25 protein-coding genes and 1 pseudogene are annotated in these 26,814 nt (G+C 41.8%); 11 read left to right on the plus strand and 15 right to left on the minus strand.

The window, feature by feature from the left end; all coding sequences use genetic code 11:
* Nucleotides 1–20 precede the first annotated feature (20 nt).
* From folM to folX, 3 genes are all read right to left on the minus strand, one after another.
* Nucleotides 21–749: a dihydromonapterin reductase gene (gene folM / locus ACED29_RS14710; RefSeq protein WP_124015459.1), complete on the minus strand. Its 729-nt coding sequence runs from the start codon at nucleotides 747–749 to the stop codon at nucleotides 21–23.
* 192 nt (nucleotides 750–941) lie between these two features.
* The gene (folE, locus tag ACED29_RS14715) at nucleotides 942–1,610 is read right to left on the minus strand and encodes a GTP cyclohydrolase I FolE (RefSeq protein WP_124015458.1); all 669 of its coding nucleotides are present in this window, start codon (nucleotides 1,608–1,610) and stop codon (nucleotides 942–944) included.
* Between the two features lie 21 nt (nucleotides 1,611–1,631).
* The gene (folX, locus tag ACED29_RS14720; RefSeq protein WP_124015457.1) at nucleotides 1,632–1,994 is read right to left on the minus strand and encodes a dihydroneopterin triphosphate 2'-epimerase; all 363 of its coding nucleotides are present in this window, start codon (nucleotides 1,992–1,994) and stop codon (nucleotides 1,632–1,634) included.
* Nucleotides 1,995–2,173: 179 nt separating this feature from the next.
* Here folX and ACED29_RS14725 point away from each other — a divergent pair, with 179 nt between their 5' ends.
* The 3 genes from ACED29_RS14725 to ACED29_RS14735 all read left to right on the plus strand — a co-directional run bounded on the left by ACED29_RS14725 (nucleotide 2,174) and on the right by ACED29_RS14735 (nucleotide 4,545).
* Nucleotides 2,174–2,563 carry a thiol-disulfide oxidoreductase DCC family protein gene (locus tag ACED29_RS14725; protein WP_124015690.1) on the plus strand — a complete coding sequence of 130 codons (390 nt, stop codon included), beginning with the start codon at nucleotides 2,174–2,176 and terminating at the stop codon, nucleotides 2,561–2,563.
* 37 nt (nucleotides 2,564–2,600) lie between these two features.
* Nucleotides 2,601–3,443: an SDR family NAD(P)-dependent oxidoreductase gene (locus tag ACED29_RS14730; RefSeq protein WP_371697967.1), complete on the plus strand. Its 843-nt coding sequence runs from the start codon at nucleotides 2,601–2,603 to the stop codon at nucleotides 3,441–3,443.
* Nucleotides 3,444–3,744: 301 nt separating this feature from the next.
* Nucleotides 3,745–4,545, plus strand: coding sequence for a 3-hydroxybutyrate dehydrogenase (locus tag ACED29_RS14735; RefSeq protein WP_371697968.1), 801 nt, complete (start codon nucleotides 3,745–3,747; stop codon nucleotides 4,543–4,545).
* Between the two features lie 170 nt (nucleotides 4,546–4,715).
* Here ACED29_RS14735 and ACED29_RS14740 read toward each other — a convergent pair whose 3' ends face one another.
* Nucleotides 4,716–5,672: an alpha/beta hydrolase gene (locus ACED29_RS14740; RefSeq protein WP_371697969.1), complete on the minus strand. Its 957-nt coding sequence runs from the start codon at nucleotides 5,670–5,672 to the stop codon at nucleotides 4,716–4,718.
* A complete protein-coding gene (locus ACED29_RS14745) occupies nucleotides 5,672–6,844 on the minus strand; it encodes an MFS transporter (protein WP_182755164.1) in 1,173 nt (390 codons plus the stop codon). The genes ACED29_RS14740 and ACED29_RS14745 overlap by 1 nt, the downstream gene beginning before the upstream one ends.
* Before the next feature lie 167 nt (nucleotides 6,845–7,011).
* Here ACED29_RS14745 and ACED29_RS14750 point away from each other — a divergent pair, with 167 nt between their 5' ends.
* On the plus strand, nucleotides 7,012–10,518 hold the full coding sequence (locus ACED29_RS14750) for a PAS-domain containing protein (protein ID WP_371697970.1): 3,507 nt from the start codon (nucleotides 7,012–7,014) through the stop codon (nucleotides 10,516–10,518).
* A gap of 189 nt (nucleotides 10,519–10,707) precedes the next feature.
* Here the strand turns inward: ACED29_RS14750 and ACED29_RS14755 are convergent, their stop codons facing one another.
* The 4 genes from ACED29_RS14755 to mdh all read right to left on the minus strand — a co-directional run bounded on the left by ACED29_RS14755 (nucleotide 10,708) and on the right by mdh (nucleotide 16,143).
* Nucleotides 10,708–11,379, minus strand: coding sequence for a response regulator transcription factor (locus ACED29_RS14755; RefSeq protein ID WP_182697574.1), 672 nt, complete (start codon nucleotides 11,377–11,379; stop codon nucleotides 10,708–10,710).
* A gap of 134 nt (nucleotides 11,380–11,513) precedes the next feature.
* A complete protein-coding gene (locus ACED29_RS14760; protein WP_124015450.1) occupies nucleotides 11,514–13,793 on the minus strand; it encodes a TonB-dependent receptor in 2,280 nt (759 codons plus the stop codon).
* 198 nt (nucleotides 13,794–13,991) lie between these two features.
* Nucleotides 13,992–14,954 carry a PHB depolymerase family esterase gene (locus ACED29_RS14765; protein ID WP_347689623.1) on the minus strand — a complete coding sequence of 321 codons (963 nt, stop codon included), beginning with the start codon at nucleotides 14,952–14,954 and terminating at the stop codon, nucleotides 13,992–13,994.
* A gap of 253 nt (nucleotides 14,955–15,207) precedes the next feature.
* On the minus strand, nucleotides 15,208–16,143 hold the full coding sequence (mdh, locus tag ACED29_RS14770; protein WP_011638612.1) for a malate dehydrogenase: 936 nt from the start codon (nucleotides 16,141–16,143) through the stop codon (nucleotides 15,208–15,210).
* A gap of 532 nt (nucleotides 16,144–16,675) precedes the next feature.
* Between mdh and ACED29_RS14775 the strand changes: the two genes are divergently transcribed.
* Nucleotides 16,676–17,125, plus strand: a complete 450-nt coding sequence (locus tag ACED29_RS14775) for a GNAT family N-acetyltransferase (RefSeq protein WP_182697576.1) — start codon at nucleotides 16,676–16,678, stop codon at nucleotides 17,123–17,125.
* A gap of 105 nt (nucleotides 17,126–17,230) precedes the next feature.
* On the opposite strand, the gene ACED29_RS14780 is transcribed toward ACED29_RS14775, so the two are convergent.
* Together ACED29_RS14780 and ACED29_RS14785 are read right to left on the minus strand one after the other, a co-directional pair.
* A complete protein-coding gene (locus ACED29_RS14780; protein WP_273058205.1) occupies nucleotides 17,231–18,019 on the minus strand; it encodes a ribonuclease H family protein in 789 nt (262 codons plus the stop codon).
* Nucleotides 18,020–18,192: 173 nt separating this feature from the next.
* Complete coding sequence (locus ACED29_RS14785) at nucleotides 18,193–19,002, minus strand: hypothetical protein (protein ID WP_371697971.1); 810 nt, start codon at nucleotides 19,000–19,002, stop codon at nucleotides 18,193–18,195.
* A 272-nt stretch (nucleotides 19,003–19,274) separates the two neighbouring features.
* Between ACED29_RS14785 and yjjX the strand changes: the two genes are divergently transcribed.
* The 6 genes from yjjX (at nucleotide 19,275) to ACED29_RS14815 (ending at nucleotide 24,595) form a co-directional block, all read left to right on the plus strand.
* On the plus strand, nucleotides 19,275–19,847 hold the full coding sequence (gene yjjX, locus ACED29_RS14790; RefSeq protein WP_124015444.1) for an inosine/xanthosine triphosphatase: 573 nt from the start codon (nucleotides 19,275–19,277) through the stop codon (nucleotides 19,845–19,847).
* Complete coding sequence (locus tag ACED29_RS14795; RefSeq protein ID WP_371697972.1) at nucleotides 19,840–20,361, plus strand: GNAT family N-acetyltransferase; 522 nt, start codon at nucleotides 19,840–19,842, stop codon at nucleotides 20,359–20,361. The genes yjjX and ACED29_RS14795 overlap by 8 nt, the downstream gene beginning before the upstream one ends.
* A 122-nt stretch (nucleotides 20,362–20,483) precedes the next feature.
* A complete protein-coding gene (locus ACED29_RS14800; RefSeq protein WP_182741098.1) occupies nucleotides 20,484–21,524 on the plus strand; it encodes an NADP(H)-dependent aldo-keto reductase in 1,041 nt (346 codons plus the stop codon).
* A 117-nt stretch (nucleotides 21,525–21,641) separates the two neighbouring features.
* On the plus strand, nucleotides 21,642–22,880 hold the full coding sequence (locus ACED29_RS14805; RefSeq protein WP_371697973.1) for an aminotransferase class V-fold PLP-dependent enzyme: 1,239 nt from the start codon (nucleotides 21,642–21,644) through the stop codon (nucleotides 22,878–22,880).
* 65 nt (nucleotides 22,881–22,945) lie between these two features.
* Nucleotides 22,946–23,401 (plus strand): SufE family protein, encoded by a 456-nt coding sequence (locus tag ACED29_RS14810; RefSeq protein WP_371697974.1) that lies wholly within the window; start codon nucleotides 22,946–22,948, stop codon nucleotides 23,399–23,401.
* A 27-nt stretch (nucleotides 23,402–23,428) separates the two neighbouring features.
* A complete protein-coding gene (locus tag ACED29_RS14815; protein ID WP_182741100.1) occupies nucleotides 23,429–24,595 on the plus strand; it encodes a membrane dipeptidase in 1,167 nt (388 codons plus the stop codon).
* Nucleotides 24,596–24,719: 124 nt separating this feature from the next.
* Here the strand turns inward: ACED29_RS14815 and ACED29_RS14820 are convergent.
* The 4 genes and pseudogenes from ACED29_RS14820 to ACED29_RS14835 form a co-directional block, all read right to left on the minus strand.
* Nucleotides 24,720–24,962 (minus strand): annotated as a pseudogene (locus ACED29_RS14820) (adenylyl-sulfate kinase); the annotation flags it as partial.
* A 199-nt stretch (nucleotides 24,963–25,161) separates the two neighbouring features.
* On the minus strand, nucleotides 25,162–25,770 hold the full coding sequence (locus ACED29_RS14825) for a hypothetical protein (RefSeq protein ID WP_371697975.1): 609 nt from the start codon (nucleotides 25,768–25,770) through the stop codon (nucleotides 25,162–25,164).
* Nucleotides 25,767–26,420: a hypothetical protein gene (locus ACED29_RS14830; RefSeq protein ID WP_371697976.1), complete on the minus strand. Its 654-nt coding sequence runs from the start codon at nucleotides 26,418–26,420 to the stop codon at nucleotides 25,767–25,769. The genes ACED29_RS14825 and ACED29_RS14830 overlap by 4 nt, the downstream gene beginning before the upstream one ends.
* Entirely contained in the window at nucleotides 26,413–26,598 is a 186-nt protein-coding gene (locus ACED29_RS14835) for a hypothetical protein (RefSeq protein ID WP_371697977.1), read from the minus strand. The genes ACED29_RS14830 and ACED29_RS14835 overlap by 8 nt, the downstream gene beginning before the upstream one ends.
* Between the last annotated feature and the right edge of the window lie 216 nt (nucleotides 26,599–26,814).

Genomic DNA, 26,814 nt, shown 5'->3' on the forward strand with positions numbered 1-26,814 from the left:
TTAATGATGCTGTTGACTGGCTATTTTAATTGTCTGCCGCCATCAACCGCATAACTGCGACCCGTAACATAATGACTCGCATGCAAATAATCGATTAAGGCGATGATTTCATCATTACCCGCTTCTTTTGGCAAAATCGCTTTGGCTAACGCTTTTACTTTATAAGCATCATCGTCATGGTCGTTAAATAAGATCATCGCTGGGGCAATAGAGTTCACTTTAACGTGCGGTGCTAACAAGCTGGCAAATGACAGTGTCATATTATGCAGTGCAGCTTTACTGGCAGCATAAGCAATGTGCTTTTTACTGCCCTTTTCGGCAACATAATCGGTAATATGAATAATGTTACTGGCACCAATACTGTCGTGATTGATTTTAGCCGCGCTAATAAGCAATGGCGCTAAAGCAAGGTTGATTTGATAAGGCGCAGTGACGTGAATTTGCATCATTCTCGCCATGGTGTCACTCGGGCTTAAACCACTGTTGTCGGGCAACCAGTCGGATGCATTATGAATAATGGTATCGAGGCGATCGTGATGCTGATTGATGTGGCTAATTAAGCCATCAATGGCGCCTGCATCGGTTAAATCGCATGAATGTAAACTCGCGCCTAACTTACCCAACTGTTCAATACTGTCGTAGTGAGTGCGATAAGTGCCAATAACATGATGACCTTGAGCCAAATAATACTTAGCCAGTGCATAGCCAATACGCTTACCTACGCCAGTGATCAGTATTGTTCGTTCCATAATGTTGCCTTTATTGGTTGTCGCTCTGATAACGTGTGACTTTATCATAAGCAAAATTAGATGGTTATCTCAAAGTAATGGATAATGAAACATTTACCCTACCGACTAATAATGACAAAAGATAGTCGGTTAAATTATAAAAAAATGACTCCGCTAATGGGAGTCATTCAATCATGATGATACCGCGGTTTACTAAGCTAAAAATTCAGCGCGGCTAGCTGGGTTGGCTTTAAAGCAGCCACCAAGTGCAGTGGTTTGAGTGCTTGATGAGGTATCCATGATGCCACGAGATTTTACGCAATAATGGGTGGCATTAATGCTCACGGCGACATCTTCGGTGGCAAGCAAGGTTTGCAAAGCCACTAAAATTTGCTGAGTTAAGCGCTCTTGAACTTGAGGACGCTGCGCAAAAAAACGCACGATACGGTTAATTTTCGATAGACCGATAATGTTGTCTTTGGGGATATAGGCCACCTTGGCAAGCCCGTCGATAGTAATAAAGTGATGCTCACAGGTACTGACCACACTGATGTTACTGATCTTAACCATCTCTTCAACACCCATTTTATTATCAATTTGGGTGATTTTAGGGAAGTTAGCATAATCAAGACCTGAAAAAATCTCGTTGACGTACATTTTAGCAATGCGATGCGGCGTTTCCGCCAAACTGTCGTCGGTTAAATCGAGCCCTAAAGTAGACACAACCTCAGTCATTAAACCTTTAATACGCTGATACTTTTGCTCGCTAGTCATGTCACTCGGTACCAAAGGGGTTTCCAGTCCGTGAGCAACTAACGCTTGTTGTACTTTTAATGCTTCTGCAGACAACTCTGCACGGGTTATGTCATTAATGGTCGTCATAATAACATCCTTAATATTGGGTTATGCTTGATACTCTAAAGATAACGATACAGAATCTGCGAATCGCAATGCATGCGGCTTATCAATAGTGACCCGAGCTAAAGTAACAGTTGGGTGTTCACGGCAAATATCTAACACGTCAGCAACCAATTTTTCCAGTAACAAGAAACGCCCTTCTTCTACATGCTGAATCACTTTTTTGGTGATGATTTTGTAGTTTAGCGCATCGGCAACGTCGTCGGTTTGAAACGATCGATCGGCTGGGTAATGGATCTCAATGTTGATCACCACATCTTGCTGTTTTTCGCGCTCGTCTTGGTTAAAACCAATAAAAGTGCGTAAACGTAAATTGGTGACCTTAATAATGGCTTGGCTTAATGGCATTATTTAGCCCTTGTGAATTGTTTTGAATAGATACGCGAGGGTGCAATAAAAAGATCATAAATATTGATTTTGATCGGTTGAACCGCCTGTTGCATTAAGGTGAGAACATAAAGGTAAACTAGCTGGGCCTATTGTGCGTACAATGATTTATATACACTTTAGTTCAAACGAGGTTAATGATGGAACTGACGGTTTTTTACGATGGCACTTGCCCGCTTTGCCTCAATGAAATGAAGCAGTTGAAGCGTTACGATAGCTTAGATCGCATCAAGCTTGAAGATATTAATGCCGATGATATTAATGATCGTTTTCCTGATTTAGACGTGGCACATGCTAATACCGTATTACACGGATTGCAGGCTGATGGCAGCTGGCTTTATGGTTTAGATGTTACGGCCAAAGCATGGGGCCTAACCGGTAAACATGGTTGGATAAAACTGTTGCGCTTGCCATTGATAAAACCGCTTGCCGATATTGCTTATTTAGCTTTTGCCCGCAATCGCTACCGGATATCTTATTTACTCACCGGCCAAAAGCGCTGTGATAATGGCAATTGTAAGGTTAAATAAGCGCTTCATTTATGAAAAATAAGGTATGAGATTAGCTATGAGTGAGTCAACTTCAACACAGACCTTGGTAGTTATTGGGGCATCATCGGCTATCGCCCAAGCCTTTATCGACCATGCCATTGCTGCTGCTTTGAAGGGGCTTGCTGACAAGGCAGAACAAACTGATGATTTAGCCTTAAATGTTATTACTGTTAGCAGGCAATCCGAGCTGACATTAGCCAATCTAAGTAACAAGATTACCCACCAGCATTTTTATTGTAATTACCAGCAAGCATCGATTATTGATTGTGTTAACAGTATCGGCAAGGTCGCAGGCAAAATCAGTCGCATTGTGATGTGTAATGGTATTTTGCATTCACAAACAGCTGACGTGCAAATTCAGGCTCAACAACCTAGCTTGATGCCAGAAAAACGCATTGAAGATATTAATGCTAATGCCCTAGAGCAATTATTTTATGCCAACAGCATTGTGCCCATGCTGTGGCTGAGTGCATTGACGCCGCTATTATCGCAAGCCCGTCATAAGGTAGACGCTGACAATAAGTGTGTGATCAGTATATTGAGTGCTCGGGTCGGCAGTATTTCTGACAATCGTTTGGGTGGCTGGTATGGTTATCGCGCCTCAAAAGCGGCGTTAAACATGCTGATTAAAACCACAGCCGTAGAATATGCAAGACGACTTAAGCGAGTTAAGTTAATTGCGTTTCATCCAGGCACCACTGACACACCATTATCAAAACCTTTTCAAGCCAATGTACCTCAAGGTAAATTATTTACCCCAGAGTTTGTCGCCAGCCAGTTGTATCACATTATGGCCAATATTGAGCCAGACGGTGAAGCCAGTTACTTGGATTGGCAAGGGCAACAGATTAGTTGGTAAATGAGTTGCTAGCGGACTCATTAAGGAGTCGGTTAGCCTCTTGCTCATGGCCAGTGTTCAACAACTTCTGCTGTCAATAAGCAAACTGTCATCAACACGATTAACCCACCATCTGTAATAAATGACGTTTCCCTATGGTACTAAGGTGCCAAATAAATAGTGCTGTAATTGCTTTATTCTGAGAGTACTGACTCGGATTGTAGTGAAACCATGTCGTTGACATCACTTTGCTATGAAACATTACACTATGGGCGATCACATATGCTGTCATTGCCGCTATTGAATTGAGGAAACCGATATTATGTCGACGTTACAAACAGGACTACAAGGCAAAGTGGCGCTTATTACTGGCTCAACTAGCGGTATTGGTCTAGCGACTGCACATGTGCTGGCTGAGCAAGGTTGCCATATCGTATTGCATGGCCTGATGGATCATGATGAAGGGCAAACTTTAGCTGCTGAGTTTCGGGCACAATACCAAATCAACACCTTTTTTAGCAATGCTGACTTAAGAGAGGCTAACTGCATACATGAGTTTATCGACAATGCGGTTAATGCCCTAGGCAGTATTGATATTTTAGTGAACAACGCCGGCATTCAGCATACACAAGATGTGGCTCATTTTCCGATAGAAAAGTGGAATGACATCATTGCGATTAACTTGTCTGCTGCTTTTCATACTATTCAACAAGTTATCCCTGCTATGGCTGAAAAAGGCTGGGGCCGGATCATCAATATTGCCTCAGTGCATGGTTTAGTCGCCTCAGCAAATAAAGTGGCTTATTGCGCGGCAAAGCATGGGATTGTGGGCTTAACAAAAGTGGTCGCGATTGAATGTGCCGAACAAGGTATTACCGTTAATGCAATTTGCCCTGGTTGGGTTGATACCCCGCTTATCGGTAAACAAATTGACAGCATTGCAAACGATAAAAGCTTGAGTTATGACGAGGCTAAATACCAACTGGTAACCTCAAAACAGCCATTACCAGAAATGTTAGCTCCTAGACAAATTGGCGAGTTTGTTTTATTTCTTTGTGGTGGTGCAGCAAGAGGCATTACAGGATCTGCGCTGCCGATGGACGGTGCCTGGACGGCGCAATAAGCTTAACTAACCTTAGCTTTAACTATTAGCATTCGGTTTAGCCTTATATAATCACGTCAACCCGCATTCACTGTCTGTGAATGCGGGTTGTTTTTATTAGCAGAGAAGACTTGGCCAACTGAGCCACTAGCCAAGATAATGGTGCAGTTAACAGACTAATATGAGATCAATTAGGCCTTGGCCATAAACGCAGCTATGTGTTGATAGGTTGCCATACATTCCTCTTTGACTAAGTCGTGCAGCAACATATAGGCATGGATCATGCCGTCGAACGCATGGTGCCCAACCTCCACACCCGCAGTAGTTAACGCATTAGCATACGCTATGCCCTCATCCCTAAGCGGATCGCAACCTGCGGTAAAAATCAGTGTTTTCGGTAAGTAAGCGTTAATGGGACCAAGCAAAGGTGAAGCCTGTTTAACTTGCTCGATCTGTTGCTTTGACAATGATTCGGACAGTTGAAAATACTGCTCAAAATACCACTTTATACGAGGCGTTTCGAGTAAGAAGCCGGTGCCATTACTATCAAGTGATGGGCTGCTTAATGTGTAATCGACGCTGGGATAGATCAAAATTTGTTGGTCTATCTTAATCTGTTTATCTTTTAGACTTTTCATGCTTAAGCTAGTGCAAATAGCACCACCAGCACTGTCACCAATAATGGTGACTGAGTCTTGATGGTTAACATCATCGAGTAACTCGGCATAATGGATCAGTGCATATTCACAGTCATCAAGCCCTGCAGGGTATGGGAATTCAGGCGCGAGTCGGTATTCAACCGATATCACCACGCACTGCACAATACTGGCTAGATGACGGCAAATCGGATCGTACAGCGCCACACTGCCACACATATGACCGCCACCATGAAAGTGCACCAACACAGGCAAAGGCTGCTCTGGTGCAGGGCTATACACTCTGACTGGAATAGCTCGGTCGGTTAACGTAAACGCCTTGTCGGCAATATAGCTCACTGAGGGAGAGTCACTCATTAGTGCGCCAAGTTTATTGAGATTTTCGCGTAATATCGCTGGGGTAAATTGGACATTATTTTGTTTAGCCAAGGCAATATTGCTGTTAGCTAACGCTAGAAAATCAGTCAGCTTAGGGGAAACGGTTCCTCGCATTAGATTAACTCCTTTGGTTTGCCTGTTTCTGGTAGAAAATAACTGCCCACAAACACAGTGCCGCTGAGTATGGTAATCATCACAAATGAGCCAAAATAACTGCCATCGCTTAAATCAACCAGCTTACCAAATACCCACAACACGATAGTAGAAACCAGATAACTGATTGACCAAAATAGGCTAAACACCACGGTGATTTTTTGGCCGGTCATCATAGGCAGTTCGTGAGGGATGGACACTAAAGCTGTCACGGGGAAAAAGATAAAAAAGCCCAAGACTATGGCACATAAAACCTGTAACCAAGGCTGAGTACTAAAGGATAAACCCAAAACGGTGATAACAATAATCAAGCCACTCCAGCGAATAATCGGCAGGCGTAACGGATTTTTGCGACTATAAAGCATCCCCGCAATCGTGCCGACAATCCCAAAACCAATCACCCATTTGCTTTGACTTATTCCCGCTTGAGGATAGAAAGTAAATAAGCAGATGTAAAACGACAATAATCCTGAATAAGTAAACGCATAAGCCCAATTAAATTGATCTTTTAATCCCTCAAGGTAACCGTATATTGCGGGCTCTGCACCTGCTGCATGAACAGTGGCTGCTGGAGTATCAAACTTAACCAGTAACCAGAGTATGGCTAATATCAGGCTAGCGGCAGAAAATAACACTAAACTGCTTTGCCAACTGCCCGTAATAGCGTTAATACCTGTCATGCCCCATAAAATAATCGCTGTGCCGACGTTAAATGCCACCGCATTTAGACCATTAATGACTGGGCGATCTTCTGGTGCAAACCACAGCATCACAATGGGGTTAAAGTACACAATCATAAAGGCTCCGCCTAAGCCCATCAAAAAGCGGCTCACCAGCAGTAATTCATAATTGGTCGCAAAAGGAGTCACTATACCGACGACAATTAATAGCGCCGCGAGTAAAAAGGCATACTTTATACCAAACTTTACTGCCACATAAGCGGCGCTAAAGGTGCCGACTATTTTAGCCAAAGTGACGGCACCACTGATAAAACTTGCTGAAGCTAAACTATCTATGTGCATCGATGCCATGATGCTGCCCATACTCGCGGTGCCGCCAACCCATGCCATGGCAAAGAGAACATAACTCGTAAAAACCAGACCTTCGACCAAATATCTATGGGTTATTTTCATAGGCGTAATGTAAACCTTCAATGACACAAATGTAGGTTAATCATGTTATCTGATGGGTATGGATAAATAAGTACTACCTTAGTTCACCGCGATATTAAAAATCTTTATCAAACAGGACGTCTAGTGTAGTTTCGCTAACATATAAGAAAAAATGATTGGGGAATCACTTGCAGGCTTGGTTATCTATTGACACTTGGTTGATCAGTTCCATTTCGATTGCTTATCTTGCAATGCTTTTTGTGGTGGCGCAGTGGGGACAAAATCGCGCCATAAAAAAGTTAAGCCAGAAGCCATGGGTCTATAGCCTATCCTTAGGCGTGTGCTGCACCTCATGGGCATTTTATGGCACTGTGGGTCAAGCAGCAACGACAGGGGCTTGGCTTGCTCCCATTTACATTGGTTCGATCATTTGTTTAGTGCTTGCTTGGCCAATGTTAATGCGCACTTTGCAAATAATTAAAAGCCAAAACCTGACCTCAATTGCTGACTTTATTGCTTGCCGTTTTGACCGTTCACCTAAAATTGCTGCCAGCGTAGCCATAGTGTCACTGCTAGGAACGATTCCTTATATCGCCTTGCAGTTAAGGGCTATCAGTACCAGTTTCGACTTACTGACAGGCACATTCCAGTCGGGCATTAGTACCGCATTTGTGGTCACTATCGTATTAATTATTTTCAGTATTTTATTCGGCACACGTCAATTATCGGCCAGTAAACATAACCAAGGCTTAGTTCTGGCGATCGCGTTTAGCTCTATCGTGAAATTGTTTGCCCTTACCGCTGTCGGTATATTTGCCACGTTTTATGTTTTCGATGGCTTTAGCGACCTACTCAGCCAAAGCCAAAATATTACTGAAACCACCCATGCAGACTCTACTTACCTTGTTATTTCTCAGGTGATTTTAGGCGCGATTACTATCTATGCATTGCCGCAAGAATTCCACATGATGATGATAGAAAATAATCATCACCAGGAGCTTAAATCCGCTCGTTGGATGGTGCCGCTATATCTGTTACTGATCAATATTTTTGTATTACCTATCGCCTTGGCTGGGCAGCTTAGCTTCCCCGGTGGTAGCGTGGGCGCCGATACCTATGTACTCACACTGCCGCTATTTTATCAGCAAGCTTGGTTAGGCATATTGGTGTATATCGGTGGACTTGCCGCCGCAACGGCAATGGTTATTGTGGCCGCTATTGTGCTAAGCACCATGATTTCGACAGAAATCCTCACGCCATTATTATTACGTCTACCGAAGTTTAATTCCCAGCAAAAAACCCCACAACTGGCGGGAATGTTATTAAATTTAAGGCGCATATCTATCGCAGTCATCTTGCTATCAGCCTTTGCATTTGAACGTTTTATTAATCAGCAAAATCATTTAGCCAGTATCGGCTTACTATCGTTTGTATTGTTATCGCAGTTTGCACCAGCCGCAGTTGGCGCCTTGTATTGGCGCAATGCAACCACTCAAGGCGCATTTGTGGGGTTAATTATGGGCAGTATTGTTTGGCTCTATACCCTACTCTTGCCAGTTACGTTCCCTGATGCTCAATGGGTTAACCTTGGCTTATTTGGTATCACTTGGTTAACACCAACAGCATTGTTTGGCTTAACGGATTTAGACAACATCAGCCACGGGGTGTTTTACAGTTTAGCGGCTAACATCGGCTGCTTTGTGATCATTTCACTGGTTAAAGAGCAAAGCATTGGCGAGGTGCTGCAAGCCGATTTATTTGTTAATCGAAAACCCGTTCAGTCAGAGCGTCACTTGTCTGTAGATGATTTAGCCAGTTTGTTAAATCGGTTTATTAATAAAGATGAAGCTGATGCCCTGCTCGCCGAATCCAAAAAACTCGCTGGTAAAGATCAACAGCAACAGCTAGTTGATTACACGCGTTTGAAACTGTCTGGGGTGCTCGGTTCTGCCTCAACACGCATGGTAATGAGCGCCGCATCTCGCACCCAACATGTTCCCTTAGAAGATGTGGTGAGCATTGTCGATGAAGCCAGCCAAATATTTGAGTTTAACCGTGAACTACTGCAATCTGGCGTTGAAAATATTGAGCAAGGCATTAGCGTTGTCGATGCTGATATGCGCTTAGTTGCATGGAATCAACGCTATATTGAACTGCTTAATTACCCTAAACACTTTGTCAAAGCGGGGCTTCATGTTGAACAGCTGATTCGATTTAACATCGACAGAGGCATTATCGTGGGTAACGAAGCCCAGGAACTCATCGAAAAGCGCTTAGAGCATATGCGCGGGGGTAGCCCGCATCATTTCCAGCGAACTATGCTCGATGGAAAAGTATTAGAAATTCGCGGTCAAGCCATGCCTGGCGGTGGATTTGTGAGTACTTTCACGGATATTACCGCGCATATTGAAGCAGAAAAAGCCTTACAGCTGGCGAATGAAACATTAGAAAAACGGGTAGAAAGCCGCACCAAGGAACTGGAAAAAGCCAAAGCAGAAGCCGAAGCGGCCAATAGCAGTAAAACCCGCTTTTTAGCCGCAGCAAGCCACGATTTAATGCAACCTTTTAACGCATTAACCTTGTTTACTGAGATGTTAAAACAAAGAGTTAAGTCGACTGAACTGCATGATTTAGCAACTAATATTGAAGATTCTCTAAACGTAGTTGAAAGTTTGCTATCGGATCTAGTTGAGATTTCACGCTTAGACAGTAATTCGTTAAAAACCGAAAAAAGCCAATTTGCCATTGATGATTTACTGTCCACACTGGTTAATGAATTTAAAGCATTATCGGTGCAACAAGGTATAGATTTTAACTATCAAGTCTCTTCCTGCTTTGTACACAGCGATCAAAGGCTATTACGGCGTATTATTCAGAACTTTTTGTCGAATGCATTTCATTATTCACCTTCAGGTAAAACGCATCATCAAGTCATGCCAGATGATGCTAAACCACACCATAAAACAAAAAATATCCGTAAGCACAGCGAGTTTGTGCCTAAGGTGTTATTAGGTGTGCGGCGGACTGAGAACGCCTTGTTAATACAAGTTTGGGACAATGGTCCGGGGATCCCTGTTGATAAGCGCCAAGCCATTTTTTGTGAGTTTGAACGCTTAGAGCTGACTCGTGAAATGCCGGGATTAGGCCTAGGTTTGGCGATATGTGACCGTATCGCCAAATTACTCAATGTTAAAATATCACTGCATTCAGAAGTGGGAAAAGGGACTTGCTTTAGCGTTGAAATACCGCGAGTATCGCAGCAGAAAAAGCCGGTGCATTTATTAGACATTGCCGAAGAGGAGATCAGTCGCGACAACCTAAATATGACTGTACTGGTTATCGACAATGATGACCTTATGTTGAAAGCGATTTCTTCATTACTCAGTGGCTGGGGATGCCATGTGATTACCGCTAAAGATCAACCCAGTGCAATACAGCAGCTGGCCGATAATCCACAGCCAAAATTAATTATTGCAGATTATCACTTAGAAGATGATAAAAATGGCGTTGATTTGGTGCAGTACTTATTAGCTCAGCATACCGATAGCATTAACAAGCAAACCACCTGTGTTATTTGCTCTGCAGACCCTTCAGAAGCAGTTAGACAACATACTAGCAGCGCTCAATTTAGTTTTGTACGCAAACCGCTTAAGGCGATTGCCTTAAAACGGATTATTAAACAACTTATGCCTTAGATTGATGACATAGAATTGATGACATAGACTTGATGACATTGTATTGATGAAATTGTATCGACAGCATAATGCTCACGACATGTTTAAAGTCGGTTGATTAGATCCTGTCATTGTAGATGCCGCTTAGCTAAAAAACGCCTCAAATTGAGGCGTTTTTTTATGTTGGTATTTGACAATATCAGCATGATATTAAGCATTTAGCTGCTGGTTTTCGCTGGACGTTATCATGAGTTGTTGGAACACCAGTCCTGCCTGAGTGCGGTTGTACACCTCAAGCTTTAGCAAAATAGCCGAGACATGCTTTTTAACCGTGGTTTCTTTAATGTTTAAGTCATAGGCTATTTGCTTGTTTAAGCGACCATTAGCAATATTAGCAAGCACAGTGTATTGCTGAGGAGTTAACTGGGCGAGTTGTTTCGCTAAGCGTTGATGCTCAGCAGCTGTATGCTGATCGGCAGTGATATTAGTGTGTTCTGGTAACCAAATATCTCCTTCAAGCACTGTGGCTATGGCGGTCGATATTTGGGTTAAATTAGCAGACTTGGGAATAAAAGCACTGGCGCCAAAATTGATGGCTTTGCGAATGATTTCTGGTTGATCGTCAGACGACACCATAATAACGACAATATCGGGGAAATGATTTTGTAATAAGGTTAATCCTGTAAATCCATCGTTTCCGGGCATGTGCAAATCGATAAAGATAATTTCGATGTCGGAATGCTGTTCCACTATGCTGATTAGCTCTTGGAAGTTTTCCGCCTCTAACACTTCAGCATCATTGAAATTTTTAAGCACCGCTTGTGTTAAGGCTGCACGAAATAGCGGGTGATCATCTGCAATTGCCACTTTTATTTGAGACATACTCGGCTCCTAAAAAATTGCGCGGGTTTTGTTTATTATTTTTTAAATCGCGCAAACTTCATTCTCTATAAAAAAGAATAACCGGTTCTATAGGGAGCCGGCTATCCTTTAATAGACAATTGATTCATTAATGCTTAGAACTGGTAGCCAACCGTTAACGAAATCGTTTCTGGATCGCCATAATAGCCAATTAAAGTATTATCCCCACCAAGCCCTGGAGTAAAATCTCCGTTGCCTGTCGGCGTCACAAAAGCGTAGTTACCGACTAAATACTCCTCGTCAGTGACGTTTTTCCAATGCAATCCAGCATTCCAATGGCCGTCATTACTATACCAATTGACACCAAAGTTGAGTAACCCGTATCCATCTTGACTCAGTAAGTTATCCACTACCGCTAAGTCATAATCACCACGGTAATAGTAATTACCATTAATGATAAAGCTGCCAATATCAGCTTCAATATTATAGCTGAAACCAAGGTTTGCAGTGGTATCTGGCGTATTAGTAATAGTGTAAGTGTCACTGATATCAATTTTGTTGCCAAGTTCATCATAAGAAATTACTTCATCGAACGTAGCATCTATTAAGCCCAGATTGGCGAACAAGTTAAGTGAATCTGTTGCAGCATATTCAACTTCAAGCTCCAGTCCGCTGGCGGTAGACTTACCTATGTTACCTAAACGCTGATTTAGGTCTGAACTATCTTCACCAGGTAACACGGAGACGAATTGTCGGTCTTTGTGGTTGAGATAAAATAGCGTTGCATTGACGCGAAGATTATCATTCCACTCACTCTTGATACCCACTTCATATGAGTCGACGGTTTCAGGTTCAACAGCAGGTTCAGCGCCGGTCGCCCTAGGATTGAATGTGCCCGATTTGAATCCCTGTGAATAACTGGTAAAGAGCATCATGTCGTCGTTAACTTGATATTCTAAACCCACACGAGGATTGAATTTAGACCATGTTTCTTCATCATCAAGCACTTTAGGGACTTGCGCTTCAATTAACGCTTCATCACGCACAAACCCAGGATACCAACCGGTTTCAGGATAAATACTGTCAAATATAACGCCGTTATAAACCGTAGCGTCTTTCGTTTCTCGAGTATAACGACCGCCTAATGTCATCGATAATTTTTCAGTAAAGTCATAAGAACCTTGCACGTAAGCGGCATAACTTTCGCTATTATTACACCCACTAATCTCACGAGTAAGGCCGCCGAATGCTTTAAAGGCTTCTTCTAAAATAGCATCGAAAAGTCCACAGGAATCACCTTTAAAATAGTAAAGGCCAGAGACTAACGTAAGATTGTCACCAACATAGTTTGCTTGAAACTCTTGGCTAAATTGTTCATCTTCATAAATGGCGGGCACATCAAAAATACGTAAACTGGTGTTATCAAAGTCGATGTTTGTTGGTGAGTAACCTTCACGTTTAGCAGTGACAGACTTTACACTCCAATTTTCATTGAGGTTATACTCAATTGTTGCTCCCCACCCTTCTGTTTCGACCTTATTCCAAGTAGGCATACTGGTATAAGAATCATATTTACTGTCTGGCACTGGGGCATCGGTTAATAAACTAGGCAGTAGGCGGTAGCCCCCCTTTGAATTTGATTCATCTTGAGTTTTGTCATAAGTAAAACGCATAAACAGGTCATCGGTAGGCGTATATTCAACGCTTAAGCGACCGGCCATAACATCCTTATTATAGTTTTCAGTGTCTTGACCATCTAATGCAGAAGTTTTAAATTCACCAAAACCATCGCGATTTAAGCTAGCAAAGGCAAAACCAACATAGAGTTTGTCATCGATAAGCGGTAATTGTCCTGCAACTTTAACATCCTTTTGGCCATAGGTGCCGACAGTACCTTTAAGGCTCAACTCTCCGTCACCAGTCATTTTCTTCGTAACGTATTTAATCGCTCCACCGATAGTATTTTTGCCGTATAAGGTACCTTGTGGCCCGCGCAGCACTTCAATGCGTTGCACATCAAGAATGTCTAATACCGCGCCTTGTGGGCGTGCAATGTAGACATCATCTATGTATATCCCCACACCTGGCTCATAACCCCATAGCGGATCTTCTTGGCCCACGCCGCGAATAAACGCGGTTAGCGTAGAGTTAGTGCCTCGGCTAGATTGTAATGTCGTGTTGGGAGAGAATTGTTGCACTTCAGTCATCACACTGATGCCGTTTTCTGACAGCTCTTTTTCACTGACAGACGTCACTGCAACAGGCACATTTTGTAAACTTTCAACTGTTTTACGTGCGGTTACTTCAATGCGTTCTAAAACTGCGGGCTTATCAGCGCTGCTATTTTCTGCATCTGCGGCATTGGCAAACGAAGCGGTTAACGCAGACGAAATTGCTAGGGCAATACAACTCATTTTAATAGTATTCTGTTTCATACAGATCCCCGTTGTAATATTTATTATTAATGGTTTTTACTGCTTATTTTGGTTTACAACAAACTGTTCACATATTGACTTTATAGTATTTTCAAGTGCATTGAATCGGTACTATAGTAGTATGTGCTTTGGTCTATAGGTGTTGAAAATAAACCTGGTATTACATATTAAAAACAAAAAGTTATGTGAAGACCTTGATTAAAGCCCCCAAAGCTTAATTATCTCAGTGACACTACTTATTGGTGCTTTGAGTAGAAAGTCACTTTCTACTCCGCCATTTTTAATATCTGGATTAACGGCAATTCCATGGCCGAAATTTTTAAGAGTGACTAGCTCTATTACTGTGTTATTTTGAGGGTCTTTCCAGCGCGAAATACTGTAGCCAGACTGAGTATTGACTTCTGGTTTGGCGCCAGATTGAGTCAATATTTGCCATTGAGAAGCAAGCATCTGCGCATTATTCGCGTCGACGACAGTGTCACTGTCACCGGTCCAAATGGACAGTGAAGGCCAACTTTTTTGCTGTGGGTGTATGGCTTGAGCAAATTGAGCTAACTCTTCGGCAGACTGAGCCGGGCCACGCTTCATGCACGATATCGCTTTAATTAAATTATCAGCACATGGATATGGCAACCCAGCAATGACAGCACCGCGTTGAAATAGATCAGGGTAATTGACCAATGCTGCACTGGCCATAGCCCCACCCGCGGATAACCCAATCACGTAGACATGCTTTATCCCAAGCTTTGCTTGAGTGGCTAAGATCATGTTTTTTATTGACAGTATTTCACCGCTATCGAGTTGTGTATCTTGACTAGCAAACCAGTTAAAACACCGTTTTACGTTATTGTCATAACTTTGTTGTGGCACTAATACCGCAAAATGATGCTCTAATGCTAAAGCGGTTAATCCACTCTTGTTAGCCAGTTCGACACCATCTTGAATACAACCATGAAGTAACACAATTAACGACGAATTAGCGCTATCAGAGGTATCTAGGTCTTCCGTTAGCGGAAGATAAAAGCTGGTTAACGCACCAGGATTATCACCAAAATCGGTTAGTGGAAGATAAGGTGTTTCATTAGCTTGAATAGGTTGGATTAAAAAAATCCACCACAGTAAAAGCACGGATTTAATTAAGCTGTATGGTTTATTGCTCATTTCAGCGGTTTCCAAATTTAACATAACCATAACTTGCTCAATTTTACTGCAAACAGCAATGGCACTTTAGATCCACATAGGGCATTTGGGGCGAATATGTCGTCATGGATTGGGATGATAGCGCGGGAAATTCACATAGGTTGACACGGCGGGATGCTGGAAATAAAGGCTAAATTAATTGCGATACTAGTCATGTTAAATAAAAAAAACGCGAAGCCTTGGCTTCGCGTTTTTAGATCATTGAGAGTGTTAATTACTTAACAAATTCAACGCCTAATTTGATATCACCTTTAAGGGTATCTAACATTGCATCACGAGCGTTAGCTTCAAATGCACTGATTTCACCGTAAGGTAATACTTTTTCTACGCCATTCTTGCCAAGTAAAATTGGCTGGGCGAAGAATGTAGCGTGCTCACTGCCGCCGTCAACATAGGCACATTCAACAACGTTAGCTTCACCTTGAAGACCACGTACCAATGATAAACCAAAGCGACATGCCGCTTGGCCCATTGATAATGTTGCGCTACCGCCACCGGCTTTAGCTTCAACAACTTCAGTACCTGCGTTTTGAATGCGAGTCGTCATTGCTGCCACTTCTTCGTCAGTGAAAGTCACGCCTTCAACTTGAGAAAGTAATGGAAGAATGGTCACACCGCTGTGTCCGCCAATAACGTTAACTTTAACGTCAGCAACATTTAAGCCTTTAAGCTCAGCAATGAAGGTTTCGCTACGGATAACGTCAAGTGTTGTGATACCGAATAAACGGTTTTTATCATAAACACCGGCATTCTTTAATACTTCAGCAGCAATCGCAACGGTAGTGTTAACTGGGTTAGTAATAATACCCACTAATGCTTTAGGACAAGTTACTGCCACTTTTTCCATTAGGTTACGTACAATACCTGCGTTGATATTGAATAGATCAGAACGATCCATGCCTGGTTTACGCGCAACACCAGCAGACATTAATACGACATCAGCACCAACCAATGCATCTGTTGGGTCTTGACCAGCAAAACCTTTTACTTCTACGTCTGTTGGGATGTGACTTAAGTCTACCGCAACACCAGGAGTAACAGGTGCGATGTCATACAGAGACAACTTTGAGCCCGCAGGCAGTTGAGTTTTTAACAGTAAAGCTAGCGCCTGGCCGATACCACCAGCAGCACCTAATACAGCAACTTTCATAATTATCTCCATCAATTTATGCAGTTTGTGACATTCATCTAAATTGTCGTGGCGTCACATTACTGCATCGTCACAATAATTTCAATTATACGTTAGTGGACAATCTTAAATAAATCAGCCCTAATCCATGCATAGACTGGCGTGTCGCCGTACATTATGAGTATTAACACACGTAAAAATGGTCCCATGAACAGCTTAAGTGGATTATTTTTCAACATGCCAATGTCGCTATCTTTTTATATTATGGACAATCTCATGTTGCACAAAATTAATTCAGCTGTTTTATTACCGGCCTGTAAACATGCTATCAAGCGGATTGAACAATAGTTGAATGTTTATATTAAGGGTTGAAACCTAGGGCTAATGCAGAGAGATCTCGACGATACCACACTCAAGCATTGACGCTGTAAACATGCGCTAGATATTATGTCACCCGTTATTGGCGTACACATTTACTGACGCAACAGGCCAATACATTTATTAAGTGGAAAGGTATGATATCCACAGAACATCCTATAAAAACGAGAAATTCATGACAATAAGAATAGGCCAACATGCCGACCTACAAGCTCTAGTTCAGTTTAATCAAGCTATGGCAATGGAAACCGAAAACCTTTCATTAGACACAGAGCAATTAACCCGCGGGGTTGAAGGCTTGCTGAACCATCCAGAGCGCGGAGTATATTTAGTCGCTGAAGTTGATGGTGAAATAACTGGTTCTTTGATGGTCACTTACGAGTGGAGCGACTGGCGCGCAAGTAATTATTACTGGATCCAAAGCGTCTATATACGCCCGCAAAATCGTCGTCAGGGTATTTACGCCAAACTGTATCAAGCAGTAAAAGACTTAGCGGCAGAAAATGGCGGCACAGCGAGCTTCCGCCTATATGTTGAACATGACAATGAGATTGCTCAAAAAACCTATGAGTCACTGGGTATGCAGCAAAGCCATTACTTAATGTACGAAGAAAATACTAAGTAACGCTGAGAGATCATAAGATAAATGCAAAAAGCCGGAATTATCCGGCTTTTTTGTTTTTTTTGGTTTCAATAAACCGCTGTTATTGAGAGATTATCGCGACAATCGCTAACCAGTGCGTAACCCTAGAATCTTGCTGATATCCATTGGCGCAGGATATTGGCTAAAGCTTTTATGTTTTTGATCGATAGCATGGATCGACATTCTGTCTGCCAACTCATTCCCTTCAATGCCAATATGGGCAGCAACATGCTGTAATACCAAATCCGCTTTCATTGCATCATATAGCTCATGTGCTTGCTTGATAATCTCAAGGTTCGCTATTTCACCGGTTTTTCGCGTCCAGTTTTTAGCTTTCCAACCATATGCCCACTCACAAACACATTTAATTGAATACTGTGAGTCACTCATAATTTGCACAGTTTCACCCGCAGCTATCACCTTTTTAGCGACAATTAATGCTTGGTGTAACGCATTCAGTTCAGCGGTATTATTGGTACCGTTTGGATTATATAAACCAAACCATAACTCGGCTAACTCGCCTTTGCGATATATCGCCATTCCCGACCCGGCTTTACCTGGGTTAGGTTCACAACCGCCGTCGGTATAAATGACCACATCAAATTGGCTTAACACTGCTTGATTGGCACCTTGAGTTTTGGTTGATACAGATCCAGCAGATGTCACTGTTGCTGAGCCTGCCGCTTTTTTAGCGGGTGCACTCTTACCAATACTGTTTGCCGGTGATTGAGCAAACGCAGTTTTGGCTTCAGCTTCGGTGGCAAAGGATTTGTATTTGGCTTGTGGATATTTATCCACTGCACGCTTAGTGACATCCCAGCTGGTAAAAATGCCCGTTTCTCGGCCGGCCCATACTACATAAAACTTCTTTGCCATGATGAACTCTTACTTATCTAATGCTAATTGACTCATATCGAAGCGACATGATGCCATGATTAAACTTGGCGTTAAAACAAAAATGCACCTGAGCCGGTTTGATTAGCGTTAATGTGAATATCTTGAGCTAAAAACCTTATCTACGCTCATCTCAATTAAATATTAAGGGCGAATTAGTCGAGTATCAATGGGCCACCGATGTCATGATAATTAACACTGCCAGAACCGGCATTATGTATGGTTAAGCCTTTAGCGTTAGCAACATCAATGCTACCGGAACCATCTTTAATTTCAACCTGTCCCAATACTTGATTAACCTTGATTGAACCAGAGCCATCATTGATAGCAACATCGCCAACAACATCACTAATACGAATAGATCCCGAGCCATCTTGCAACCTAATAGCGCCTTTAGCATCGGTAATATCAATTGACCCAGAGCCATCAACTAATATCAATTTACCAATACGGTTGATGACAATACTCCCAGAACCATCGGTTAAATCAATATCGGCACTGATATCATCTATTTGAATGGCACCTGAGCCATCATTTATTTTAAGGGCTAGTGTGGGTGGCACTTTAACTAATAAATCGATAAAAGGTGATTCACCTATAACATGATCACTGTGGATTTCTGATAGCAAATAGGCTTGGTTACCTTTGCGGGTCAAACTGAGTTTAATTTCAACATCATCTTGATCTAATGACGGACTATAAATATCGGCATGCACCACGACTTCGTTTAAACCTTTTACGCCAACAACCGTTAACTTACCCGCTCCCGTGTTGGCTACTAGCTCAGTTAACGACCCAGCATCAAGATTCAATTGTTGCTGTACCAAATTAAGATCAGCATGAGTGACTAGCGACGGTTTTAATGATGAAAATACAGACTCAGCTTCACTTTGCGACGCACCAAAGATTGTTGCCCCTAAAATAAGTCCGGCCGTGACACTAATGGTTGCGATACGTATAGACATATGACTAATTCCTTTTATAAGAATAAAAATAAGCTTGGCCGCTACACAAATGTGATTAACAGAGTTAACAGTTACAGGCATGGCTAGCAGCAATTAGTCATTAATTAGCAGGTTTCATACCAACTAGACAAAACCATTATTTACAATGACTTACAATTATCTGTAATAAAATTCACTCATCCATCAAACCAAAAAGCACGAAAATCCAATACAATGTGGTTAATTTCACTAGCGTGAACATCACGATTAACTCAAAAAAAAGAACTCTCCCTATGCCGATATCACTTGCAGTACCGCAAACGTTAGAGATTATTGTTGGTTCAACCAACCCAGTTAAAATCAGTGCAGCACAACAGGCGATTAAATTATATTTTCCTGATGCTCAAATCCGTTGTCATGGCATGCATGCCCCATCATTAGTAGCAGAACAGCCCATGACCGAAGCAGAAACTAAATTGGGGGCGATTAATCGAGCTAAGTTTTGCCAAGACAACGCCCATATCACCAATCAAAATGCGGACTTTTATGTGGCGATGGAAGGTGGGGTTGATCAGTTTGATCACGGCCCCGCCACTTTTGCATATATGGCCATTATTCATAACGATAAATTATCTGTCGGTCGCAGCGCCAACTTACCGCTACCACAGAATATTTTTAACGCTTTACAAGCGGGTGAAGAACTGGGCAAAGTAATGGACCGAGTATTTAATACCCATAATATTAAGCAAAAAGGTGGCGCGATTGGCTTGTTAACTCGAGGTTTAGCCACCCGAGAAAGCATTTATACCCAAGCTTTAGTGCTGGCAATGGCTCCTTTTATCAATGCGGAATTATTTAATGACTAACAATGACCCAACAAATGCAATCAGTGCCGACGCGCAGCCTCCCATAATTCGCGCGCTACACGCTGACGACAATGCTGCCCTAGCCGCAGTGATCCGTGAAGTATCAGCAGAATATGGTTTAACACCTGATAAAGGCTTTAGCGTAGCAGACAAAACCCTCGACTGTTTAAGCGAGGTTTATGACGCACAAGGCTCACAATACTGGGTGATTGAGTACCAAGGCAAAGTGGTCGGCGGCGCTGGTGTAGCCCCGTTACCTGGCAATGATGGGGTATGTGAATTACAGAAAATGTATTTTGCCCGCACTATTCGCGGCCAAGGTATGGCGAAGGCAATAACAGGCCAATGTATTAAATTTGCTAAACAGCAAGGCTATCAATCAATGTATTTGGAAACCACGGCTGTATTAGTTGAAGCATTGGCCCTGTATGAAAAGCTTGGCTTTAGTCATTGTCAGCATTTAGGCGAAACTGGCCACGATGCCTGTGAAATCGCTATGACAAAACCAATTTAGTGATTTAAAACACTCATATTGCACATTTTTTACTCACTCTTTCTCTCTGCTAAATGATAGCGCTTTGCAAGGACACAAAAGCTTGTTAGCCTCAGATTAAGCACATTCCATAGGAGGATGAAATGGAATATCAACGTATCGCACATTCTAGCCTTGAGGTCAGTAAGATCTGTCTCGGCACCATGACTTGGGGTGAACAAAATACTCAAGCAGAAGCTTTTGCTCAACTCGATTATGCTATTGGACAAGGTATTAACTTTATTGATACCGCAGAAATGTACCCTGTACCGCCTAAAGCTGAAACTCAGGGCGACACTGAACGAATTTTAGGTAACTACCTCAAAGCCCAGGGCAACCGTGATAATTTAGTGATTGCGACTAAAATAGCCGCACCAGGTGGTAAAAGTGATTATATCCGCAGTGATATGGCACTCGATTGGCGCAATATTCATCAAGCTGTTGATGATTCATTATCACGCTTGCAAATCGACACTATCGATTTATATCAACTACATTGGCCGGATAGAAACACTAATTTTTTCGGCGAAATGATGTATGAGCATGACAAAGAAGAACATTACACTCCTATTTTAAACACCCTTGAAGCCTTAGCTGAAATAATTAAGCAAGGTAAAGTGCGTTATATCGGTATTTCAAATGAAACCCCTTGGGGATTTATGAAATACCTAAAATTAGCCGAAAAGCATGATTTACCCCGTATTATCAGCGTGCAAAACCCTTATAACTTGCTTAATCGTAGTTACGAAATCGCGATGTCTGAAATTAGTCATCGTGAAGATGTGCCGTTATTAGCCTATTCACCTTTAGCCTTTGGCGCATTAACCGGTAAATATGAAAATAATCAGTGGCCAGAAGGTGCACGCCTGACTTTATTTAAACGTTTTGCCCGCTATAACAGTACCCCTATGGCGCTAGAAGCCACACAGGCTTATATCGATTTAGCTCGTGAGTTTGGGTTAACACCTACCGAGATGGCCTTGGCATTTGTGAATAGCCGCAAATTTGTCGCCTCTAATATTATTGGCGCCACTGATTTACATCAGCTAAAGCAAAATATCGACAGCCACAAGGTGAGCTTATCGGCAGAGTTGATGGGCAGAATTAATGAACTATCGGCTTTATATCGCTTCCCTTGCCCTTAAGTTTATTAGCCTAAGCGCAAATGCGATATTGAGCTTATTGCCACAAAACCTTGCATTAGGCATCAAGATCACTGAAGATCTTGATGCCTTTTATTTTCAATATAGAAACCCCTATTTATGAAGCTTGCCTCGTCTGTTGTTTTATTTGATCATCAAGCGTTACGCGATCAATTCCCAGCGCTAAAACAGACCATTGGCGATCATCCTTTGTGCTACTTAGACACAGCGGCAACCAGTCAAAAACCCCAAGTGGTGATTGACGCGATGAACGAGTATTACCAATTCAATAATGCCAATGTGCACCGCGCGGCTCATCAATTGTCGGCAAGAGCGACTCAGCAATATGAAGCCGTACGTTTGCAAGTAACCGACTTCATTAATGCATCGCAATCTCAAGAAGTTATTTTCACCCACGGCACCACTGAATCGATCAATATGGTGGCCTTTGGGCTGACGTCACAGATAAAAGCGAATGATGTCATTTTAATTGATACTGCAGCTCACCACGCCAATATCGTGCCTTGGCAAGAACTGGCAAAGCGTACAGGTGCAGTAATTAAACCGATACCACTCACCGCAGATGCCCAACTTGATATAACAGCATTTGAGCAACTATTGCTGCTTAAGCCTAAAGTCGTCGCCATCTGCCATGTATCAAATGCACTAGGCACAGTAAACCCGATCAATGAGCTCGTCGCCAAAGCCAAAGCTGTTGGTGCCTTAACCTTAGTGGATGGTGCTCAGGCAGTTGCCCATTTATCGGTGGATGTACAACAGATTGATTGTGACTTTTATGTGTTTTCTGGCCATAAAATGTATGGTCCAACCGGTGTGGGGATTTTATATGGTCGCTATAAACAACTCGATCAACTAACTCCAATGCTCACTGGTGGCGAAATGATCAAAACAGTGAGCTTTAATCGTACTGTATTTGGTGCACTACCTAATCGCCTTGAAGCTGGCACTCCAGCCATTGCTGAAGTGATAGGTCTCGGGGCCGCCATCAGCTTTTTGCTCCAATTGCCGCGCGAACAACTGCTCGCACATGAACAACAATTGATGCAATACTTACAGCAACAATTACAAAAGCTGGGCGATATTGAATTGTATGGTATTGCCCCTATCAATGTGGGTGCTGTGGCTTTTAATTTACAAGGTGAACACCATCAAGATGTGGGGATTTTACTCGATCAACAAGCTGTTGCGGTCCGCTGTGGTCATCATTGTGCCATGCCGCTAATGGCGAGCCTTAATTTAAATGGATGTTGCCGAGCATCGATTGGCATCTATACTAATAAGCAGGATGTTGATCAATTTATTCATGCACTTAATACTGTAAAAGAGTTATTGTTATAGCCATAAGGCACAACATGCTGCTCCTAACGCATCTTTTATCTACAGCCGAGGTTAATTGAATTACCATGTTAAACCCAAGCACCACACCTTCAGCGCAGTTATTTTTACCATTATCAGATGAATTAGTTGATGCTGTTAACCTCATTGAGCAAGCGAATAACTGGCAAGATAAATATCGCCAAATTATGTTACTCGGTAAATTAATACCGCCATTAGCGGCAGAATTTAAGCACCAAGACGCACAAGTAAAAGGCTGTGAAAGCCAAGCCTGGTTGTACCATTACAGGTTAAACGAGCAGCATTTTTATATCGCCGATAGCGATGCTCGTATCGTAAAAGGCTTAATGGGATTATTACTGGTTGCTTGCCAAGGTAAAACCGCAGAGCAAATACAACAATTTGATGTAAACCAGTATTTTGCCCACCTTGGAATCAGTGGCCAATTAAGTCCATCTCGTACTAATGGTTTAACTGCATTAGCGCAGGCCATCGTGGCCTATACACACGATGTTGGCACCTGAAACACTCGCCAGCACTAAGGAATAATAATGCCTCAAAAAGTCTGTAACCAAGCTCGCCGTCATATCTTAAAAGGCCTTGGAGCAGCCACATTATTAAGCCCTTTAAGCTCCTTTCCAGCATGGGCAGCTAAACCACACCGTTTATACGTAGATGGGTTATCTTTTTTACCTACCGACATCAATGATGTAAAGGCCTCAAAACTCGATGCCTTTATTGCCGATATTTCAGCAGTAGAAACCATTGAACAAGCCGATGGCACTAAAAACTATAAACGCACTTATCAAGCCTGCATCAACAGCATTAAACAAGCGGCAGACTCAGTCATAGCGAATCCCGATGTGTATCTGCAAGGACTTACAGGGACAGATATAAGTAAAGCCAGAACGCAACAAAAAACAGCGGTGTTTTTTCAAATTCAAGGGGCTGATTGTGTTGAAGATGATGGTTTAAGCAATGAATGGCGGCAATTAGACAATTTACATCAACAGGGTTTACGGGTACTGCAACTGACACACCATTATGGTAATCGTTATGCTGGTGGTGCCTTAGATAATAACGGCTTAAATAGTTTAAATATGCCATTAACATCTGCAGGCAAAGAGCTGATAACAGAGCTGAATCGTAAAAATATTCTTATCGATGTCAGTCACTCTAGTGCTCAAACAGCCCTTGATACTGTTAAAGCCAGTCAATCTCCTATTATCCAAAGCCATGGTGCTGCGCGCGCGATTGTAAACAATGCCCGCTGCTCACCTGATGAAGTGATCCGCGCTATTGGCGATAGCGGTGGTGTTTTTGGGGTGTTTATGATGAGCTTTTGGCTGACGAACAAGCCTGTACCCACGATTGAAGACTATATCAATCAACTGGCTTATATTGCTAAAGTTGGCGGATTCGACAGTGTCGCCATTGCCAATGATTTTCCACTTCGCGGCCAAGAAAATTTATTAGCGTTAGACAACGATAACAGCGAAGGAATAAAAGAATACTTAGAATGGTGGCACAGCCTAGAAGACAAAAATGTATTAGGGTTTGATGTTGAGCCAAAGCATGTGGTTATCCCCGAGCTCAATAATATTGACCGCATGAGCCGTATCGACGATGCCTTGAAAAAAGCCCGTTTTAAAGCCACTGATCGCGATCGTTTTATGGGTGGAAACTGGCAAAGAGTATTAAAGCAAGTACTGGTTTAGAGCGGCAAAGCTTAAGGCGTGACTGTTGAGATTAACTGCAACTCAACAATAAAAAGGGCTGAATAATCAGCCCTTTTTTTGTCGATTGATTAGGTTATCAATTTAATTGTCGATTTAGTGCAGTTTAAATGCCAGCACCCGCGATTTGTCTTGCTGGGTTGAGCACTTCAATGGCTTTTAAATAAGCCAACAAACCATTCACTTGTGTGCTTAAATCGCCTTTACTGGTATCTATGGTTAGCTCCGCAGATACTGGTACTTCGTAAGGTGATGAAATACCAGTAAAGTTACTAATTTCCCCCTTACGAGCTTTAGCATATAACCCTTTAGGGTCTCGTGACTCATACACGCTCAACGGAGTAGATACCTATTAAGACAAGTATTAACTATCAATAGAGAAATAATTTGTAGCTTTGTTATAACTTAGATTATTCATTACGTATTGAATATCATCTTTAAGCTGATGTCCCATTACTTATAATCGTATATTCCAGTATACAGAACCCCAAATAACTCATATAAAAATTTAATAGACTCACAATGTAGAGAATAATATATATACAATATCAGAGTAGATCATTCTGATATTTATAAAAAACACTATTTTCAACAATATTTTTTATCTCTGCATTTAATTCTTTATCTGTTGGTTTACGATTTAATGCATCTTGCTGGTCAAAATAGTTAAACAATTCCAACCGAGTGTTGGATGCCCTTTTCTGACAAAAACGCTCCGATTCTACCCAAATAGTTGGGCTGCCTCGGGCAGGAGAATCGTACCAATAACAATGAGTATAACCATTTATTCTAAGATGCGAATCAAGCCAAAAACCATAAACACTGCAAGTTATAACCCAAGAAACTAATCCGATCCCGCCAGCTTTAACCAGCCAAATTTGCGCTTTAATGGTCAATTTATTAACTAACCTTAAGTACATTAAATAAGAAAAAATAATAAAAAAGGGTACCAACCAAAATGCGCCGATAGCAAAACTTCTATGCCCCACATAAATAGCATTTTTGCTAATCTGTTCTAAAATACTATATTCTTCTATGAATCCTAAAAAAGTACCATAAATACCTAAAAAGCATAAAAACATTAAGAATATAGCTAAAACTTTATGTCTTTTTTTATCACTATACTCATCGTGAATAATATCTGGGTTTTGACTCATCTTAAGCTCCCATGGAAATAAGGGACCCCAAATAACTTATATAAAAAACGAATAGGGTCATGGTTATAATCATCGATTAAACGATTAGTCTCAACATCGAACTTATTCCCACTTTCAACAAGGTTTTTCTCAGCTAAAAGCAATGATTGACTGATTTTATCTGACCAATAATTAGTATCAATAAATATACTCGTTACGAAAGCAAGAACGACACCTACGACTACAATTACCAGCATTGAACCAATAGTTAATGTAGCTGCTGTACCCGTAATACCTATAGCTGCCCAGGTAATCAATGAACTGCCAGAGACAATTGCAATATCAACGGCCATCCCACCAACAAAATGATGCCAGGTTTTCGTATCATTCATCATTTGCTCTAAAGAATAAAATGCACCAGAAATCAGTATGGTAAGAATACTGCCTTTGGTTATTGATTTTAAAGCACCCAATTTACCAATACCTAATGAGACTACTTTAGGATTATTAGCTAAATAACGAGTACCTGTTAAATCTCTTCTTAGACGGGCATACCCTTGAAAAACAATGTAAGGCTGACCTGAATATGTTACCGCTTTAAAAGTACTGAAGGCACTCCCACCTCTTTTCATCTCAATAGCTAGAGCACTCAAGGCTACGGCATCAGTCATCAAAGGGATAAATCCACTGCCAGTTTTTTATTTTTGCATTATTTTTATCCCAAAATTGCTTCCCAAGTAGCGATGACTGAGAGATAACTATACCAATATCTTCAACAGCATCAGCTATAGTCATACCTTGTTTTTGTTTATGACTAATATAAAGCTCGATAAATTCAGCCGAGTTCATTTGTACCAGTTAGTATTCATTTTCGGAAAGTACTTTAGTAAGTTTTTTCTTTCTTTGATAATCATTGATAGCACGATTGGCATAAGCAGACATGTAACATCCATATTTTTATCTAATTCCTTTAGAACGATATTATATCGTAGATTAGGTAAAGTTTAATCTACCTCAAATAGCTAGTTAAACTAACCTATACACCTTATGTAATGTGCTGAGAAC

Origin of the sequence: Shewanella sp. 5S214 (assembly GCF_041439795.1) — a bacterium.
GTDB classification, from domain to species: Bacteria; Pseudomonadota; Gammaproteobacteria; order Enterobacterales; family Shewanellaceae; genus Shewanella; species Shewanella vesiculosa.

What these genes read in the sequence shown, in the direction of transcription:
- folM (WP_124015459.1), bottom strand. Translation starts at nt 749, where the DNA reads ATGGAACGAACAATACTGATCACTGGCGTAGGTAAGCGTATTGGCTAT.
- folE (WP_124015458.1), bottom strand. Translation starts at nt 1,610, where the DNA reads ATGACGACCATTAATGACATAACCCGTGCAGAGTTGTCTGCAGAAGCA.
- folX (WP_124015457.1), bottom strand. Translation starts at nt 1,994, where the DNA reads ATGCCATTAAGCCAAGCCATTATTAAGGTCACCAATTTACGTTTACGC.
- ACED29_RS14725 (WP_124015690.1), top strand. Translation starts at nt 2,174, where the DNA reads ATGGAACTGACGGTTTTTTACGATGGCACTTGCCCGCTTTGCCTCAAT.
- ACED29_RS14730 (WP_371697967.1), top strand. Translation starts at nt 2,601, where the DNA reads ATGAGTGAGTCAACTTCAACACAGACCTTGGTAGTTATTGGGGCATCA.
- ACED29_RS14735 (WP_371697968.1), top strand. Translation starts at nt 3,745, where the DNA reads ATGTCGACGTTACAAACAGGACTACAAGGCAAAGTGGCGCTTATTACT.
- ACED29_RS14740 (WP_371697969.1), bottom strand. Translation starts at nt 5,672, where the DNA reads ATGCGAGGAACCGTTTCCCCTAAGCTGACTGATTTTCTAGCGTTAGCT.
- ACED29_RS14745 (WP_182755164.1), bottom strand. Translation starts at nt 6,844, where the DNA reads ATGAAAATAACCCATAGATATTTGGTCGAAGGTCTGGTTTTTACGAGT.
- ACED29_RS14755 (WP_182697574.1), bottom strand. Translation starts at nt 11,379, where the DNA reads ATGTCTCAAATAAAAGTGGCAATTGCAGATGATCACCCGCTATTTCGT.
- ACED29_RS14760 (WP_124015450.1), bottom strand. Translation starts at nt 13,793, where the DNA reads ATGAAACAGAATACTATTAAAATGAGTTGTATTGCCCTAGCAATTTCG.
- ACED29_RS14765 (WP_347689623.1), bottom strand. Translation starts at nt 14,954, where the DNA reads ATGAGCAATAAACCATACAGCTTAATTAAATCCGTGCTTTTACTGTGG.
- mdh (WP_011638612.1), bottom strand. Translation starts at nt 16,143, where the DNA reads ATGAAAGTTGCTGTATTAGGTGCTGCTGGTGGTATCGGCCAGGCGCTA.
- ACED29_RS14775 (WP_182697576.1), top strand. Translation starts at nt 16,676, where the DNA reads ATGACAATAAGAATAGGCCAACATGCCGACCTACAAGCTCTAGTTCAG.
- ACED29_RS14780 (WP_273058205.1), bottom strand. Translation starts at nt 18,019, where the DNA reads ATGGCAAAGAAGTTTTATGTAGTATGGGCCGGCCGAGAAACGGGCATT.
- ACED29_RS14785 (WP_371697971.1), bottom strand. Translation starts at nt 19,002, where the DNA reads ATGTCTATACGTATCGCAACCATTAGTGTCACGGCCGGACTTATTTTA.
- yjjX (WP_124015444.1), top strand. Translation starts at nt 19,275, where the DNA reads ATGCCGATATCACTTGCAGTACCGCAAACGTTAGAGATTATTGTTGGT.
- ACED29_RS14795 (WP_371697972.1), top strand. Translation starts at nt 19,840, where the DNA reads ATGACTAACAATGACCCAACAAATGCAATCAGTGCCGACGCGCAGCCT.
- ACED29_RS14800 (WP_182741098.1), top strand. Translation starts at nt 20,484, where the DNA reads ATGGAATATCAACGTATCGCACATTCTAGCCTTGAGGTCAGTAAGATC.
- ACED29_RS14805 (WP_371697973.1), top strand. Translation starts at nt 21,642, where the DNA reads ATGAAGCTTGCCTCGTCTGTTGTTTTATTTGATCATCAAGCGTTACGC.
- ACED29_RS14810 (WP_371697974.1), top strand. Translation starts at nt 22,946, where the DNA reads ATGTTAAACCCAAGCACCACACCTTCAGCGCAGTTATTTTTACCATTA.
- ACED29_RS14815 (WP_182741100.1), top strand. Translation starts at nt 23,429, where the DNA reads ATGCCTCAAAAAGTCTGTAACCAAGCTCGCCGTCATATCTTAAAAGGC.
- ACED29_RS14825 (WP_371697975.1), bottom strand. Translation starts at nt 25,770, where the DNA reads ATGAGTCAAAACCCAGATATTATTCACGATGAGTATAGTGATAAAAAA.
- ACED29_RS14830 (WP_371697976.1), bottom strand. Translation starts at nt 26,420, where the DNA reads ATGACTGATGCCGTAGCCTTGAGTGCTCTAGCTATTGAGATGAAAAGA.
- ACED29_RS14835 (WP_371697977.1), bottom strand. Translation starts at nt 26,598, where the DNA reads ATGAACTCGGCTGAATTTATCGAGCTTTATATTAGTCATAAACAAAAA.